This is a genomic window from Streptomyces sp. NPDC005962 (genome assembly GCF_040629205.1).
In the GTDB taxonomy this organism is placed as follows: domain Bacteria; phylum Actinomycetota; class Actinomycetes; order Streptomycetales; family Streptomycetaceae; genus Streptomyces.
On record NZ_JBEXVE010000044.1, the window covers coordinates 47,489 to 63,237 of the forward strand.

Consider the following 15,749-nt stretch of genomic DNA (forward strand, 5'->3'; position numbering starts at 1 on the left):
CAAGGTGAGCCGCGCCGGATTAATTCGTCCGGTACGGGAAAAATGATGGCGCGTGGCTCAGGGGCGAGGTCACCGTGCCGATGCCGGTATCGGTGGCGGTCAGGATGCGTTCGGTGCCGGTGACGATGGATCGCAGGGTGTTGTACACGTCGGTGTGCGGCTGCGTGAGGCGTTGTCCGGTCTACTTCGCCGACTTCTGGGCCCGGCGGGACGAGTTCGCCGACTTCCCGGCCGGGCGGCGCGACTTCATCTGCGGCCCGCGCTGGGCCGTGATGCTGCGGGACGGCATCCCCGGGGCCCGGTTGACCGTCATCCCTCAGCCTCGCGTGGGACATATTGACGGCTTGCCGGCCGGTAGCCGGACCTTCTCCGGCGCACAGTGAATTCTTCCGGCGAGAGGGCGACATAATCCGTGATTCCCGCGTTGTGCTTACCTGGACGCGGTCTGCAGAATATTACGCAGAATTATTACGTCAGTTTCTGAAATCCTTGAGATCGGGCGTCCCCGGACGCAGTCGAACAGAACCATGTGCGACCTGCTCCTGGCGGGTGAGCCACCTACCGGACCCGCCAGCCGCCTTTCCGAGAAACAGGACAGACCCCGGTGAAGATCAACGAGTTGACCGACTCCCAAATCCATTCCCTGGACCGGGTCAAGGACGATTGGCTTGCCCACGGCCTCGCGACCGGTCCCGCCGACCGCGCCGAGGCCGAGGCGGGTGTGGCCGACGCCTATCGCGCGGCGGGCCTGGAGCCTCCGGTGCTGTGCATCTGGCTCGACTCGCCCATGGCCGGAGCCATCGGGGCCTGGATGCTGGCGGGCGCGGAGGGCCCCCGGCCCCGGGGCGAAGGTCACGTCCGTGCTCAGGTCGATGCTCAGATACGGGCTCAGGCCGATGCTCAGAACCGGGGTGGGAGCGTGACCGGGACCGGGGACCGGGTCTGGACCTGGGTCCGGGACCAGGCCGGGGAACTGGTCCGGGATCGGGTCCGGGATCAGATCTCGGATCATGTCGTGGAGCAGGTCCGGGTGCTGCTCCGGGAGGAGTTCGGGGGCCGGGTCGGAGCGGCTGACGAGCATCAGGTCTGGGCCCAGATCTTGGATCGCGTCCACAGCGACGGGTTCGGGGAGCGGGTCCGGGACCATGTCCGGGCCCAGGTCCGGGATCAGCTCGGAACGGAGATCCCCAGGTCGATACCTGGCCAGCACGACGTCGAATGGCTCGCGGCCTGGGATTACTTCCGTGCCCACTGGTCTGTCGCGGAGGCTGACCGGCTCGGCGGCATCATGCGCGTCGCGCGATCGGCCGGGCGGTGGTGGCCCTTCGAACACGCCGTCATCCTCACCGAGCGCCCCACCACATTGCACCGTGACGACCAAGGCCGCCTGCATCGCGAGACCGGCCCCGCCATCGCCTACCGCGACGGATTCGCCGTCTGGTCGTGGCATGGCGTGCGTCTTCCCCGAGAGCCGGGCAGAACGCGACCGACGATCAACCGCACGGGGTACGACTTCGAGAGTGACGCCCTGGTCGTGCGCACGGATTACTCGGACGACGAAGCGTGGCGGGCAGTGGTCGACCTGCTCAATCAGCCCGATGGCCAGTCGGAAGTGCGCACCCACGTGGTCGACGATCGCGCGTTCTCCGGGGCGAGCCCGGATGAGGTGGTGCTGTCCACACTTGCCGGAGAACCGGGGCTCGAAGTGGTGTTCCTGGCCGATGCCGCCACGATGAAGGGGGATCACACCCTGCTCGCGGTCTCGACCAGATGCGAGGAACTGGACGATGAAATCGACGGGGACAACGCGGAAGAGCTCGGACGCGAGTTCCGCCTGCCGCCTCCGCTGGTCAATTTGGTGCACGTGAACCTGGCCATCGGGCACTCGGACTTCTGGGGATTCGCCTATGAGGCGGCACACGACCCGGACAACATCCTGCGACTGTGATCGTCGACGACAGCGACAGAAACGCTGTCGTGCTGGCCTGGACCGCGCCGTGGCTGAGCTCTCCGCCACCCCGCGCAGCGCCCGGAACAGGTTCGGTTCCTGCTCGGTATCGGCTCAGACGGCCGGCCCGTCGGCCGGCACGACCGTGAGTTCACCGCCAGGCTCGCCGGGGCCGAGGCGTTGTCGCCGTCGCCGTCGCTGGTCTCGGCCTTGCCTCGGCTGAAACGGCGTGACCAGGTCAGCCGATTGCCGTGATCTTCTTCGACTTGACGTCGTATGAGACGGGGACGGTCTTGGCATTCTTGTAGTTCAGGATGACCTTCACTTCCCCTTGCCAACGTAATCGACGCCGCCGACAGCACCGTGGTGCGCTGTACGCGGAAGCCCCTTCGCTCGCACGATCGGGTCGGCGTTGTGCGTCTGCGCCCACGCCTTGGCCACCTTTTGGCAGTGGGCGGTCAGGCGGGTCTTGAATGGGTCCGGGTGCGCTTGTTGACCATTGAGGCATCCCGGCCTCTTGCGGAAGGGGATGCGGTGAGGGGTTCCGCGAGTTCCAGGAAGAGTCGCGGATTGGTTGCCGCCCTCCCGAAACGCTGTCACCCGAGGTCCGGGGGACACACGTGGCGGTGCTGGCGCCCGTACGCGAGGAGTGTCCCTGACGCTTCGCATCAGGCCGTCGGCCCGGTCGTGCGGTCCGGGATCTCCTCGGCGCTGAGGCTGCGGCAGATACCCTCCAGGGCCTCGATCGCGCGGCTCGATCGGCCGTGATCGGGCCGCACCACGCCGAAGGTGCAGGGTGGCAGGTCATGGACGGGCAGATAGCGGACGTCCGGCCGTGGATAGAGCTCGTTCGCGGCGGCGGGCAGGAAGGCGATCGCCCCGTCGAACGAGACCGCGGACAGCAGCGATTCGACCCGGGTGATCCGATGGTCGGTGTAGCGGACGGGAGTTCCGTCGGGCCGGGGGTCCACGGCCCAGAAGCTCTGCCCCGCCTGGCCTGCCTCCGCCGCCATGCTCACCACGGGCCGCCCGGCGAGATCCGCGAGCCGTAACGAGGGCTGCTGGGCGAGCGGGTCCGAACTGGCCAGGCACACCACCCGCGGCTCGGTGCTCAGCGGCTGGGTGGTGAAGCTGTCGGGGACCGGGAGATAGACGAACGCCGCGTCGATCTTCCCCGACATCAGGGCGGTTTCCTGCTCGACCAGGTCCACCACCTGGAAGTCCAGTTCGACATCCGGGTGCAGGGCGGTGAAGGTGGCGATCGCCCGGCGGGTGGAGGGCAGCGCGGCGGAACAGTCCGTCAGCCCGATCCGCAGCGTTTCCACATCGCCGCCGTCCGTGGAGGAGTGTGCGGCGTCGCGCAGTTCGTACGTCGCCTCGACCACGTTCTTGACCAGGGGCAGCAGCGCGCGTCCGACCGGGGTCGTCTCCACCCGCCGGCTCGTCCGGGAGAACAGCTTGACGCCCAGCCGGTGCTCAAGAGAGCGGATCTGCTGGCTGAGGGCAGGCTGGGTGAGGTAGAGCTGTGCGGCGGCCCGACCGAAATGCAACTCTCTGGCCAGTACCAGCACCGCGCGAAGTTGGTGGATCGACGGGTAATCCGCACCCATGCGCCCGGTGTCCCTCCTCGATCAATACGGTGCCGTCCAGAATCCATCACACATGCTAATCGATGGATCATTGCATGTACCCGCCGACCACAGCAAAGATGTAACAACGCTTCAGCATGGCCGCGGGATGTGAGCACGGAGCTGGCCGAAAACGGTCGGTCTCCCCTCTGGTACACCAGCCGACTCCGTCCGCACATGCGGAAGCGCTCTTCATCGCGTCGGCCGGCAGCGCCGTCACGAGATTGATTTCAGGGGGATTTGCTGTGGCAGTTGTTGGAGGCAGACGTATGGCCATGCCCGCGCGTCCATTCGCCGGTCATTCCTCAGTGCCTGTGACGTGACCCCGACCGTGCAGCGTTCGATGACAGTCGAAACGGGTAATGCCCGGACGTTCACGCTGTCCGTAGCCCGATCCGCAGCCGTGTCGGCTCCCTGAATCGAATCTCCTGGAAAAGACGCCCGGTGGGTCCTACGCGAATGAGGGGGCTCTGGTTCCACACCGGCAATCCATCTGTCATGGAGGGACGTTGAGTAAGACGTTAACGGGGGACATTCCTGCGATGCGTGCATCCCGGAGAACTCTCGAGCTCCTCTATCGGTTCCGGCGGATCGACGAGTCGCTGACCGATGAAACCGACACTCCCTGTGCGGCGTGTTTCGAGGCACATCAATGCAAGATCGAGCGGTTCGTCAAGCGGGACGAGCCGATCCACTTCGTGGTACCGGCCTTTCCCGCGAAGTCGCCGAACCAGAAGAAGGTGCTGGGCGCGCTGCCGGATCTCGGCGAGCGCATGGCCCTGGGCTTCCTGCAGTCGATGTGCGACTACGTGGGCCACTACTACGGACCCGGTGCCCGGGTCACGATCTGTTCGGACGGCCATGTCTTCGGTGATGTGGTCGGCGTCTCGGACAGTGCGGTGACCGAATACCGGGAAGCACTGACACACATCATCGGCACCGCGCACTGGTCGTCGCTCGACATGTTCGGGCTCGACGACGCGTTCGGCAGCCTGGACTATCCGAAAATGCGCAGCCTGCTCGAAGAGAACTACTGTTCGCCCCTTGCGGAGCTACGGGAGCGGGTCCGCACCGAGGACGCGACGCGTTCGCTGTTCAACGGTATTCACCGCTTCATGTTCGAGGACGCGATGGCACGGCCGGGCGGTGCCGGAGCCTCCCGGACGCAGCTGCGGAAGAACTCGAAGGAGGCGGCGTACCAGACCATCCTGCGAAGCAACGCGTGGAGCGGGGTCGTCGCCGAGAAGTTCCCCGAGGCGATACGCCTCTCGATCCATCCGCAGCCGCCGCACTCGGAGAAGTTCGGGTTCCAGCTCATGCGGACGAGGGACGGCTGGCTGACGCCGTGGCACGGCGTGGTGCTCGACGACGGCGTCAACTTGTCCCTGGTCAAGCGGTGGGAGGCGGAGGAGCTCCAGGCCTCCGTGGTCCGCCGGGACGGCCGCCTCAGCCACTTCGTGGCACCCGACCTCGCCGCCAACTCCTAGAGGGAGAACACCGGATATGAATGCGGCATCCTTGAACAGCGGTCTCGTCCACACCCCGCTTCGCCCCTTCGGGCGCGTCATCGAGGCCCCGGACGGCGCCGAGATCACCGACATTCCGGTGGACACGCTCGCCCGCTGGACCGTGGAATCCCGAGTGCTGGTCCTGCGCGGTCTGAGGCTGCTCGGCAAGAAGGAGTTCGCCGACTACTGTCGCCTCTGGGGCGAGGTACTCAAGTGGGAGCCCGGCGAAGTCATCGACCTCATAGTGGAGGACGACCCGAAGAACTACCTGTTCGCCAGCGGCGATGTGCCCTTCCACTGGGACGGGGCCTTCGTCGAGGCCAATCCGCGGTATTTCTTCTTCCAGTGCCTGGACGCCACCCCGGACTCGGGCGGCGAGACCGTCTTCTCCGACACGACCATGGCCTACCGGGACGCGGAACCGGAGCTGAGGAAGCGCTGGGAGCGCGTCAGCCTCACCTACAAGACGGAGAAGCTGGCACATTACGGCGGGGAGGTGACCGAGCGGCTGGTCTCCCAGCACCCGGCCACCGGAGTTCCCGTTCTCCGATTCGCCGAGCCGCTGGATCCGGACACCTACAAGAACCCGGTGTATGTCACCGTCGGCGGACTCCAAGATGATGACCGGCCGGATCAGTTCCTCGACTCCACGGCCGAACTGCTGCACCGGTCGGAGTACTGCTACCACCACGTCTGGCAGTCCGGTGACATCGTGATCGCCGACAATTACGCGCTCGTCCACGGGCGTAATGCCTTCACCGGACCGACCGCCCGTCACCTGCAGCGGGTCGAGGTCATCTGACACTCTCTCTGATCCGAGAGGAAAGCCTTTCCCCAACAGGTGGAGCGAAAGTATGAGTATCGGCATCGTAGGCACCGGGATTTCCGGTCTGCACCTCGCACTCCGGCTGCAACAACTGGGCATCCACGCCACGCTGTACACGGATCGGCGACCGGATGAAATCCGCAGCGGTCCGCCGCTGAACTTTGTCACCCGTTTCGACTCCACCAGGGAACGGGAAAAGGCCCTGGGTCTCACGACCTGGGCATCCAGTGCGTACGACAACTCCTGGATGCACATGTACATCGAAGGTCCCGGGGGGCTTTCCCTGCGCGGGAGGCTGCCCAAGCCGGCCAGTTCGGTCGACTTTCGCATATATCTGGCCGCGCTGCTGGAGGAGTACCAGCGGCGCGGCGGAATCCCGGTGCACCGCAAGATTGCCGACCGGGAGCAGCTGGCCGAACTGGCCGGACAGCATGATCTCCTGGTCGTCGCGGCGGGCCGGGGCGCGCTCATGGACACCTTCCCGCGCGACCCGGCCCGCTCGCCCTACCTCCAGGCACCACGGCATCTCGTCGGCGGGCTGTTCCACGGAGTCCGGGCGCCCGAGCCCTCGGGGATGACCATGCACATGGTGCCGGGCATCGGTGAGGTGCACGCGCCGACGTACCACTCGTTCGAGGGCCGGGTCACCGTCGTTCTGGTGGAGGCGGTGCCGGACGGCCCGTTCACCGCGGTGACCGGCCGCGACTACCGCGACGAGCCGGATCAGTTCGCCGAGGACATCCTGGACCTGATCACCACCCACGTCCCCAGCCTGCGGCCCCGCGTGGAGGTGGGGGAGTTCGCCCTCACCCGCCCGGTGGACATGCTGCAGGGCGCCGTCGTGCCGATGGTGCGGCGGGGCTGGGCGCGGCTCGACGACGGTACGTGCGCGCTGGCCATCGGCGACGCCTGGATCACCAACGACCCGCTGACCGCCCAGGGCGCCAACCTCGGATCGGCACTGGCCTTCCAGCTGGCGGACGCGCTCACCGCGCACACCGGTCCGTACGACGAGTGGTTCTGCCGCACGGCCTCGGAGCGGATGTGGGCCACGGCCCGGCCCGTCGTCGACTGGACGAACATGTTCATCGGCGCGCCGCCGCCCCAGATGGGCACGCTGCTGGGCGCCGCCGCGGCCGATCAGCGCGTCGCCGACCGGTTCATCGCCAATCTCGACCACCCGGCCGTGATGTGGGACTCCATCAGCTCTCCCGAACACACCGACGTATTCATCGCGGGTGCGCGATCAGGAAGGAGCGGGACGTGACCGTCAAGATCGGCCTGGTCTGGGACGCGGTCGGCGAGATCGACGCCGGACGGGGCATGCTGGAGGTGGCACGGACCGCGGGGCTGGACACCTTCCTGGTCTTCGACCACCTGATGAACGTCTTCCCCCGGCAGGTGTGGGACACCGACTTCACCTATATGGCGGCCGGAATGCCCACCCCCGACCGGTGTCTCGACTTCGCCACCGTCCTGGGCAACTTCGCGCCACAGGCGGGAGGCGTCCGCCTCGCGATCGGCGTCACCGACCCCAACCGGCGGCATCCCGCGGTGCTCGCCCAGACCGCCGCCACCCTCGCCCACCTCACCGAACAGGCGCCCGTGCTCGGTATCGGCGCCGGGGCGCTGGAGAACCTCCAGCCCTACGGAGTGGCCCACGACCGCCGGGTGAGCAGGGTCGAGGAGGCGCTGCGGATCCTGCGGATGTTCTTCGACGGCGAGGGGCCGCACGACTTCCGGGGCACCTTCTTCACCCTGGACAAGGCGCTCATGGGGCTCCAGGCCCCGGAGGGGAGAACCCCGCGGATCTGGCTCGGGGCGAACCACGACCGGATGCTGGGACTCGCCGGCCGCTACGCCGACGGCTGGCTCCCCTCCCAGCTCATGACCCCCGACGAATACGCCCGCCGGCTGGCGGTGGTCCGCACGTCGGCGGTCGCCGCGGGCCGGGACCCGGGCGCCGTCCTCGCGGCGGGCGGGGTGCCCATCGTGGTCGCCGAGACCGACGCGGCGGCCCACGACCTCCTGCGGGCCAAGCCGATCCGCTTCCTCGCGCTGCACGCGAGCGCCGAAGCCTGGCGGGCCCACGGCGCGGCCCACCCCTTCGGCGAGGACTACCGGGGCCTGTCGGAGCTGCTGCCCCATCTGCTCACCCGCGACGAGGTCGAGCGGGCCATGGCGGCCGTCCCCGACGAAGTGGTGGCCGCACAGGCCATCGTCGGCAGCAGGGAGACCGTGCTGAAGAGGATCAACGAACTCCTCGACGCCGGTATGGAGCACCCCATGCTGATTCCGGCGTCGGCCATGGCCTCCCCGGAGGCGGCGCAGTTCACGGTGGAGTCCATCGTGTGGCTGGCCGGCCGTCTGCGGTCCCAGGAGTTCGCCGGGGACGTGAGCGCATGACGAGCGTGGGGATCGTCGGCGCCGGTATCTCCGGCCTCCAGCTGGCGCTGCGCCTCCAGCAGCTGGGGGTCCACGCCACGGTCCACTCGGGGCAGGACATCGACCAGCTGAAGGCCGGACGCCCGCGCAACTTCCCGGCCCGGTTCGGTCCCACTCAGCGGCGGGAGAGGCAGCTCGGCGTCTTCGACTGGGACTTCGCCGACGCCCGGGTCGAGCACTGGGCGGTCACCATGCGGGCCGGGGAATCCCCCCTCGCCTTCACGGCCGATCTCACGCCCCCGTCCAGTGTGGTGGACTTCCGTCTCTACCTGCCCCATCTGCTGGCCGCCTTCGTCGACCGCGGCGGGGACCTGGTCATCGGCGAGCGCCCGATCGACGACATCGCGGCGCACCACGACCTGGTCGTGGTCGCGAACGGCAGCGCGTCGATGCGGCGGCTCTTCCCGGCGGACCCCGCCCGCTCACCGCACACCACACCGCAGCGCGTGCTGTGCAGCGGGCTCTACTTCGGCATCGACGAGGCCGTGCCGCACTCGCTCGACCTCCACTTCCTGCCCGGCGCCGGGGAGATCTTCCGGATTCCGTTCTACTCCCCGGCCGGGCGGGCGGACGTGCTCGCCTTCGAGGCGATCCCCGGCGGCCCGCTGGAGGCGGCCGCCCATCTCGACGCGGACGCCGACCCGGGCGCGTTCCACCGCGCGGTGCTGCACTTGGTCGCCGAGCACGCGCCCGCGCTGCGCGAGCGCGTCGACACCAAGGAGTTCACCCTCATCGCGCCCGGTGAGCTGGCCCAGGGCGGGATCACCCCGGTGGTCCGGCAGGGCTGGGCACGGCTCGACGACGGCAGGTACGCGCTGGCCATCGGCGACGCCTGGATCACCAACGACCCGCTCACCGCGCAGGGCGCCAACCTCGGATCCCACTCGGCGTTCGAACTGGCCGAGCTGATCGCCACCGGCGGGGGCCCGTTCGACGAGCGGTTCTGCCGCACCGCGTCCGACCGGCTGTGGGACCACGCACGGCATGTCGTCGACTGGAGCAACGCCTTCCTCGCCGAGCCGCCGCCACATCTCACCGAACTGTTCCAGCACGCCGCCCAGGACAAGCGCGTCGCCGACGCGTTCGTCAGCGACTTCAACGACCCGGTCGCGATGTGGGAAACGCTGTCCGGCCCGGAGGGCACCGCGTCCTTCCTCGCCCGGGTCCGCACCGAAGTCCCCTCGCACGGCAGCCCGCACGGGGTGCCCGGCCACGACTCTTGAGAAGGAGCAGGATGACACTTCCCGACATCGCACGTGATGAGAAGGGCCGGCTGATCCCGGAGTCGGAACAGACCGCCGTCTGGCTGCTCGGCGGCCTGGCGCAGGTCCGCGTTCCGGGCTCGGCCACCAGGGACACCTTCACCGTCGTCCAGCACACCGGCAAGCGCGGTTACAACACCCCGCTGCACGTCCATGACTTCGAGGACGAGGTCTTCATCGTCCTGGACGGCACGCTGCGCATGATCTGCGACGGAGAGGAGCAGATCGCGGAGGCCGGCTCGACGATGATCGTCCCGAGGACGATCCCGCACGGCTTCGTGACGACCTCGCCGGACGCCCGGTTCCTCACCATCCACTCCACCCCGCAGCCGGACCGCAGACCGCAGTTCGACCTGTTCCTCGACGCGGAGATCCCGCACGCCAAGACGCTCACCCTGCCGACCGAGGACGTGGGTGGGCCCGGCCTCGATCACATCATCGCCCTGGGCACCCAGTACGGGTACGGCTTCGCGGGACCGCCTCCCACCCCGTAGCGGCTTCCGCGGCCGATCGACCGACACATCAACCCTGAACCGACAGAAGAGACATCCCCATGCCGTTACAACTCATGACCCTGATGCTGTGCGTGTTCGGCATCACGACAGGTGAGTTCGTCATCGCCGGCATCCTGCCGGACATCGCAGGCGACCTCGACGTATCGATCTCCGCAGCCGGCCTGCTGGTCACGGCGTACGCCATTGGGATGATCATTGGCGGCCCCGTCATGACCGCACTGACCGCGCGCTATCCCCGCAAACCCCTCATCCTGGCGCTCCTCGTGATCGTCGTGGTCGGCAACCTGGCCTCGGCGGTCGCCCCGATCTACGCGATCCTGTTCGTGGCGCGGGTGGTGACCGCGCTGGTGACGGCCACGTTCTTCGCCAACGCGATCGTGATCGCGGCGTCGACGGCCCCCGAGGGCAAACAGGCGTCCACCGTGTCCAAACTGGTCTTCGGCATGAACCTGTCGATGATGCTCGGTGCCCCGATCGGCACCTTCATCGGCAACCACTTCGGATGGCGGGCCACGTTCCTCGCCATCGCGGCGGTGTGTCTGCTCGGGCTGCTGCTCGCGCTGAAGCTGGTGCCGGACGTCCAGAGCTCCACACCGGGGACCTCCGCGGTGGCCGAACTGAGGGTGTTCCGCAATCCGAAGGTGCAGTTGGCGATCCTCATCACGGCCGTGGCGAACATGGGCCTGCTGATGGTGTTCACCTACTTCTCGCCGCTGCTCACCGACGTCTCCGGCTTCGCCGAGGGCACCGTCGCGATCCTGCTGCTGGTGTACGGGGTGGGTGCCGCGGTCGGCAACTTCGTCGGCGGCTGGCTGTCCGACCGCGCGCTGATGCCGTCGCAGATCGGGCTGCTCACCCTGCTCACCGTGGGCTTGGCGGCGATGTGGGCGCTCAGTGAGAGCGTCCCCGCCACCGCGGTGATGGTGTTCCTGATCGGCGCGATGGGATTCTCCGTCATCCCGGGCATGCAGACCCGGGTCCTGACCACCGCCAGCGAGGCGCCGACCCTGGCCATCGCGGTGAACGCCTCCGCGTACCAGCTCGCCGCGGCCTTCGCCGGCTGGATCGGCGGCTGGGTCATCGACGGCGGGCCGGGGCTGCGGGCCGTCTATCTCACGGCCGCCGCCGTGACCGTCGCCGGAATCCTCCTGAGCTGTTTCGCCTGGTACCGGGAGCGTTCGGCCACCCAGGGCGAGATGCAGGAGGGAACGGAGGCGACGCAGACCTCTCCCGCGTAAGCCCGAGCGGGGATCGATCGATCACGAGGACGTCGAGAACGGGGAGTGGGGAACCATGAGTCGCGCATCCGCACTGGTCACCGGCGAATGGGGCGGACATCACCTGGATTCGGACGAGGTGGTGTTCGTCGAGACCGGCAATGAGGACACGGAGTACCGCAAGGGGCATGTCCCCGGCGCCGTGTGGATCAACTGGAGCGAGTTCCAGGACGATCTGGAGCTCGGGGTCATCGGCCCGGAGAAGTTCGGGCGACTGATGAGTGCGAAGGGCATCCGCAACGACGACACCGTGGTCGTCTACTCGGGAAACTCCAATCTGCTCGCCGCCCTCGTCTACTGGTACTTCACGCTCTACGGCCATCGGACGGTACGGCTGCTCGACGGCGGCCGCAAGAAGTGGGAACTGGACGGCCGGCCGCTGACCTCGAAGGTGACCGGCCGTCCGGCGTCCCACTACCGCGCCCAGGGCCCGGACTGGTCGGTCCGGGCCCGGCGGGACGACGTGATCGCGGCTATCGGGAACGCCAACATCCTCGACGTACGGACTCCACAGGAGTACTCCGGCCAGATCTTCGCCCCCGGTTTCGCCGGTGAGGCGTTCGCCCCGGGCAGCAACCCGCACGAGGTGGCGCAGCGCTCCGGACATGTGCCCGGAGCGGTCAACCTCCCCTGGGAGAAAGTGGTCGCCGCGGACGACACGTTCAAGCCCGACGACGAGCTGGCCGCGCTGTTCACCGGGCTCGACCAGGGCCGCGACACCATCACGTACTGCTGGGTCGGCGCCCGGTCGGCGCATTCCTGGTTCGTGCTGCGGGAACTGCTCGGCCGCTCCGATGTCAAGAACTACGACGGTTCCTGGGCGGAGTACGGATCGCTGATCGGCGTGCCGGTCGAACGCGGCGCCCGGTCCTCCGCCACCTCCACGCACTAGCCCTGAAGGGAGCGGGGCCGCCCGCCCAGCCGCGGCTGCCCCATGACATCCATGAACGAAAGCCGGAAGGCGCCGTCCCACGACGGCACAGCGGCCACGGGCCGACTGCACGGCAAGGCGGCCCTGGTGACCGGGGCCAGCTCGGGAATCGGCGAGGCGGCGGCCAAGGCGCTGGCCGCACAGGGCGCGAGCGTCGTGCTCGCCGCCCGGCGGCAGGAGGAGCTCTACCGGGTCGCCGGTGAGATCACCGAGGCAGGCGGCACCGCCATCGCCGTACGCACCGATGTGACGTCCGACCAGGACCTGGCCGCCGCGGTCGGCGCGGCCGAGGAACACTTCGGCGGGCTCGACATCGCCTTCAACAACGCCGGGGCGATGGGCAGCATGGGGCTTGTCGCCGAGCAGCAGCCCAAAGCCTGGGCCGAGGACATCAACAACGTTCTGACCAGTGTGTTCCTGTCCATGCGGCAGGAGATCCCGGCCATGTTGCGGCGCGGTGGCGGCACGATCGTCAACAACGCCTCGCAGCTCGGAGTGGTGGGATTCGGTGCCGGCATCAGCTCCTATGTGGCGGGCAAGCATGGGGTGATCGGCCTCACCAAGGCCGCCGCCCTGGAGTACGCCCACCGGAACATCCGCGTCAACGCCCTCGCACTGGCGACCGTGGACACCCCGATGTACCGCGCGTCCGTGAACGGCAGCCAGGAGATGGCCGACATGTTCACCGGGCTGCACCCGCTCGGCCGTATCGGGACCGCCCAGGAAGCGGCCTCGGCCGTCGCCTACCTCGCGGGCGACGAGGCGGGCTTCTTCACCGGGTCGGTGCTCGTCATGGACGGCGGCTGGACCGCCCAGTGAACCGGCCGGCCGCTGAAGTCCCGGTGCGCGCGGTGCCCGATGTCGTCGGCGCCGCGCTGCGGGTGCCCCTGGTGACCGGGCGGTGGGTTCAGTACGCCAACCTGGACTACGCGGCGACCACCCCCTGCCTGACCGAGGTGCACCACCAGGTGAACCGGCTGCTCCCGTGGTACAGCAGCGTGCATCGCGGGGCCGGATTCGCCTCCCAGGTGTCCACCCGTACCTATGAACGGGCCAGGGAGACGGTCCGGCGCTTCGTGGGGGCGCCCGTGAAGGCCACGGTGCTGTTCACCCGCAACACCACCGACGCGCTCAACCTGCTCGGACGGGCGGTGCCGTTCGGCACCACCGTGTTCCGGTTCGCCACCGATCACCACGCCGCGCTGCTGTCCTGGCGCGGGTCCCGGGTGTGCCGGCTGGGTGCGCCGGCCGACCCCGCGGACGCCGTCAGGCTGCTGGCGAAGGCGTTGGCCGACGCCCCGCGGGGCCCAAAGCTCGTGGTGCTCACCGGGGCGTCCAATGTCACCGGGGAGCTGTGGCCGGTGGCCGAACTGGCCGCGGTGGCCGCCGGGCACGGCGCCCGTACGGTCCTCGACGCGGCCCAAGTGGCCGCGCACCGCCCGCTGGACATCGCGGCCCTGGGCGTCGACTGGGTGGCGCTGTCCGGCCACAAGCTGTACGCGCCGTTCGGGGCCGGGGCCCTGGTGGGCGCGGCCGACTGGCCGGCCGCCGCCGAGCCCTATCTGGCCGGTGGCGGGGCGACCACGCGGGTCACCGAGGAGGCGGGCGAGGAGAGGGTCGTATGGGCCGGACTGCCCCATCGGCACGAGGCGGGCTCGCCCAACGTGGTCGGCGTCCACGCGCTGGCCGCCGCGTGCGACACGCTGTCCGCGGCCGGCTGGGACGCCATCACCGGCCATGAACAGCGGCTGGCGGCGCGGTTGCTCGACGGGCTCGCCGAGATACCCGGGGTGCGCCGCCTCGATCTGTGGCGCGGGGAGCGGCGGCCACGGCTCGGCGTGGTGTCGTTCAGCGTCGCCCGCTGCGGAGGGGAGGCCGCGGACCAGCGGCTGATCGCGACCGCGCTCTCCGCGGAGCACGGCATCGGCGTCCGGGACGGGGCGTTCTGTGCGCACCAGGCCGTCCGTGCCATGCTGCGGGGCGCCGACGCGCATGAGCCGGACCGTGCGCTGCGGGCCAGCATCGGCCTCGGTACCACGGCCGAGCACATCGACCGGCTGCTCACGGCGCTCGACGACCTGGTACGGCATGGCCCCCGATGGGCATACCGGAATCCGGAGGAAGGCTGGTGGCCCGTTCCCGACCCCCGACCGCTACCGGAATTCGTGCGCGGACTTCGGTCCGGCGAATGATACGACGAGAAACACCAGGCACCAGAAGAAAGCTGTGAACATTGTCTGCACCCGGCATGGCCGATGGCCAATTACCGCGAACCGCCACTCCCGGCGGACCGGAGAAAGCGGCGGAACCGCTGCGTAAATTCGGTGTCATGGTCTATCCTGACCAGCCCTTTCCCGTCCTGGTCGAGCGCATCGCATGGCTGGAGGGCCTCGGTTTTGACCAGGTGTTCCTTCCGGACCACAGCTCCGATCTCCGGGATCCGCGCGGTACGTGGTTCGACAGCTGGTCGGTTCTCGCGGCGGCCGCGCTCGGCACCGAGCGCATCACGCTCGGAACGCTCGTCGCGAACCAGATCCTGCGCCCGCCCGCGCAGCTGGCGAAGCAGGCGATCGCCATCGACCATCTGTCGGGTGGCCGGTTCGACCTGGGGATCGGTGCCGGAATCTTCCCCTGGGACCACCACAGCGTGGGCGAGATCCCATGGTCGCCCAAGGAGCGCGCGGAGCGGTTCGCCGACTATGTGTCGATCGTGGACGGCGTGCTGCGCGGCGGTGTCTTCAGCTACACCGGCACTCGACTGTGGGTCAAGGACATCCACACGGTTCCTGGTTCGCTGCGGTCCCCGCGCCTGCCGATCACCGTCGGCGGGCAGTCCCCGACCCTGATCCGGGTCGCGGCCGGGCACGCGGAGACCTGGAACACCCATGGCCCGCCCGGAGCGAGTGCCCTGGAGGTCCTCGCCATCACCGCCGAGCAGAACCGGAGGGTCGACCGGCTGGCCACCGAGGCGGGGCGCGACCCGTCGGCCATCCGGCGCTCGTACACGATCTTCGGGCCCTGGGATCCGCGGCGGGGCACACACGGCTATGAGGAGATCTTCGAGCGTTTCGCGGCGTCCGGTGTCACGGATTTTGTCCTGGACTGGCCGGGCGAGCGACATCTCGAAGAATTCGAACGAGTCGCCCGCGACGTCATTCCTGAACTGCGCGGCACCTGAGGCCGTAAGCCGCCTCAAGAACAACTTCATAAGCGACTTCACGAGCAATGTCACGAGCAATATCATGAGCAACTTTATGAGTAACGTCGAAAGCGACTGAGATCGCATCAGTGCAGGGTTCGCTGTGCCGGCCGTGGCGCCGTCCCGGCCGGCACGGATTGCTGCACGGGGGATGTAGGAATTGACCGAGAATTCGGCGGTCGACAATCAGCAGCCAGGGTTCTTATCGAG

The 15,749-nt window shown here is 68.5% G+C and carries 14 protein-coding genes; 13 read left to right on the forward strand and 1 reads right to left on the reverse strand.

The genetic code is table 11. From position 1 onward, the window contains the following. The first annotated feature begins 74 nt into the window (after nucleotides 1-74). On the forward strand, nucleotides 75-383 hold the full coding sequence (locus ABZ370_RS41265; protein WP_358632795.1) for a hypothetical protein: 309 nt from the start codon (nucleotides 75-77) through the stop codon (nucleotides 381-383). Between the two features lie 221 nt (nucleotides 384-604). Next, on the forward strand, nucleotides 605-1,948 hold the full coding sequence (locus ABZ370_RS41270; protein ID WP_358632798.1) for a DUF6745 domain-containing protein: 1,344 nt from the start codon (nucleotides 605-607) through the stop codon (nucleotides 1,946-1,948). 668 nt (nucleotides 1,949-2,616) lie between these two features. Here the strand turns inward: ABZ370_RS41270 and ABZ370_RS41275 are convergent. Continuing rightward, nucleotides 2,617-3,558 carry a LysR family transcriptional regulator gene (locus ABZ370_RS41275; protein ID WP_358632800.1) on the reverse strand — a complete coding sequence of 314 codons (942 nt, stop codon included), beginning with the start codon at nucleotides 3,556-3,558 and terminating at the stop codon, nucleotides 2,617-2,619. A gap of 560 nt (nucleotides 3,559-4,118) precedes the next feature. On the opposite strand from ABZ370_RS41275, the gene ABZ370_RS41280 reads away from it, so the two are divergent. From ABZ370_RS41280 to ABZ370_RS41330, 11 genes are all read left to right on the forward strand, one after another. Then, the gene (locus ABZ370_RS41280) at nucleotides 4,119-5,063 is read left to right on the forward strand and encodes an isocyanide synthase family protein (protein WP_358632803.1); all 945 of its coding nucleotides are present in this window, start codon (nucleotides 4,119-4,121) and stop codon (nucleotides 5,061-5,063) included. Between the two features lie 16 nt (nucleotides 5,064-5,079). Next, nucleotides 5,080-5,886 (forward strand): TauD/TfdA family dioxygenase, encoded by an 807-nt coding sequence (locus ABZ370_RS41285; RefSeq protein ID WP_358632806.1) that lies wholly within the window; start codon nucleotides 5,080-5,082, stop codon nucleotides 5,884-5,886. 52 nt (nucleotides 5,887-5,938) lie between these two features. Then, nucleotides 5,939-7,177: a styrene monooxygenase/indole monooxygenase family protein gene (locus tag ABZ370_RS41290; RefSeq protein ID WP_358632809.1), complete on the forward strand. Its 1,239-nt coding sequence runs from the start codon at nucleotides 5,939-5,941 to the stop codon at nucleotides 7,175-7,177. Then, complete coding sequence (locus ABZ370_RS41295) at nucleotides 7,174-8,316, forward strand: LLM class flavin-dependent oxidoreductase (RefSeq protein ID WP_358632812.1); 1,143 nt, start codon at nucleotides 7,174-7,176, stop codon at nucleotides 8,314-8,316. Before ABZ370_RS41290 ends, ABZ370_RS41295 begins: the two co-directional genes overlap by 4 nt. Next, complete coding sequence (locus ABZ370_RS41300; protein ID WP_358632815.1) at nucleotides 8,313-9,578, forward strand: styrene monooxygenase/indole monooxygenase family protein; 1,266 nt, start codon at nucleotides 8,313-8,315, stop codon at nucleotides 9,576-9,578. The genes ABZ370_RS41295 and ABZ370_RS41300 overlap by 4 nt, the downstream gene beginning before the upstream one ends. 11 nt (nucleotides 9,579-9,589) lie before the next feature. Then, nucleotides 9,590-10,111, forward strand: a complete 522-nt coding sequence (locus ABZ370_RS41305; RefSeq protein ID WP_358632818.1) for a cupin domain-containing protein — start codon at nucleotides 9,590-9,592, stop codon at nucleotides 10,109-10,111. A gap of 59 nt (nucleotides 10,112-10,170) precedes the next feature. Then, nucleotides 10,171-11,370: an MFS transporter gene (locus ABZ370_RS41310; protein WP_358632821.1), complete on the forward strand. Its 1,200-nt coding sequence runs from the start codon at nucleotides 10,171-10,173 to the stop codon at nucleotides 11,368-11,370. Nucleotides 11,371-11,425: 55 nt separating this feature from the next. Then, nucleotides 11,426-12,301 (forward strand): sulfurtransferase, encoded by an 876-nt coding sequence (locus ABZ370_RS41315; protein ID WP_358632824.1) that lies wholly within the window; start codon nucleotides 11,426-11,428, stop codon nucleotides 12,299-12,301. Nucleotides 12,302-12,352: 51 nt separating this feature from the next. After that, nucleotides 12,353-13,159: an SDR family oxidoreductase gene (locus ABZ370_RS41320; RefSeq protein WP_358632827.1), complete on the forward strand. Its 807-nt coding sequence runs from the start codon at nucleotides 12,353-12,355 to the stop codon at nucleotides 13,157-13,159. A gap of 32 nt (nucleotides 13,160-13,191) precedes the next feature. Then, nucleotides 13,192-14,532, forward strand: a complete 1,341-nt coding sequence (locus ABZ370_RS41325; protein ID WP_358632830.1) for an aminotransferase class V-fold PLP-dependent enzyme — start codon at nucleotides 13,192-13,194, stop codon at nucleotides 14,530-14,532. Nucleotides 14,533-14,669: 137 nt separating this feature from the next. After that, a complete protein-coding gene (locus tag ABZ370_RS41330) occupies nucleotides 14,670-15,518 on the forward strand; it encodes an LLM class flavin-dependent oxidoreductase (RefSeq protein WP_358632833.1) in 849 nt (282 codons plus the stop codon). The last annotated feature ends 231 nt before the right edge of the window (nucleotides 15,519-15,749 follow it).

Coding starts and splice junctions, on each gene's coding strand:
- ABZ370_RS41275 (WP_358632800.1), bottom strand. CDS start 3,558: ATGGGTGCGGATTACCCGTCGATCCACCAACTTCGCGCGGTGCTGGTA.
- ABZ370_RS41280 (WP_358632803.1), top strand. CDS start 4,119: ATGCGTGCATCCCGGAGAACTCTCGAGCTCCTCTATCGGTTCCGGCGG.
- ABZ370_RS41285 (WP_358632806.1), top strand. CDS start 5,080: ATGAATGCGGCATCCTTGAACAGCGGTCTCGTCCACACCCCGCTTCGC.
- ABZ370_RS41290 (WP_358632809.1), top strand. CDS start 5,939: ATGAGTATCGGCATCGTAGGCACCGGGATTTCCGGTCTGCACCTCGCA.
- ABZ370_RS41300 (WP_358632815.1), top strand. CDS start 8,313: ATGACGAGCGTGGGGATCGTCGGCGCCGGTATCTCCGGCCTCCAGCTG.
- ABZ370_RS41305 (WP_358632818.1), top strand. CDS start 9,590: ATGACACTTCCCGACATCGCACGTGATGAGAAGGGCCGGCTGATCCCG.
- ABZ370_RS41310 (WP_358632821.1), top strand. CDS start 10,171: ATGCCGTTACAACTCATGACCCTGATGCTGTGCGTGTTCGGCATCACG.
- ABZ370_RS41315 (WP_358632824.1), top strand. CDS start 11,426: ATGAGTCGCGCATCCGCACTGGTCACCGGCGAATGGGGCGGACATCAC.
- ABZ370_RS41320 (WP_358632827.1), top strand. CDS start 12,353: ATGAACGAAAGCCGGAAGGCGCCGTCCCACGACGGCACAGCGGCCACG.
- ABZ370_RS41330 (WP_358632833.1), top strand. CDS start 14,670: ATGGTCTATCCTGACCAGCCCTTTCCCGTCCTGGTCGAGCGCATCGCA.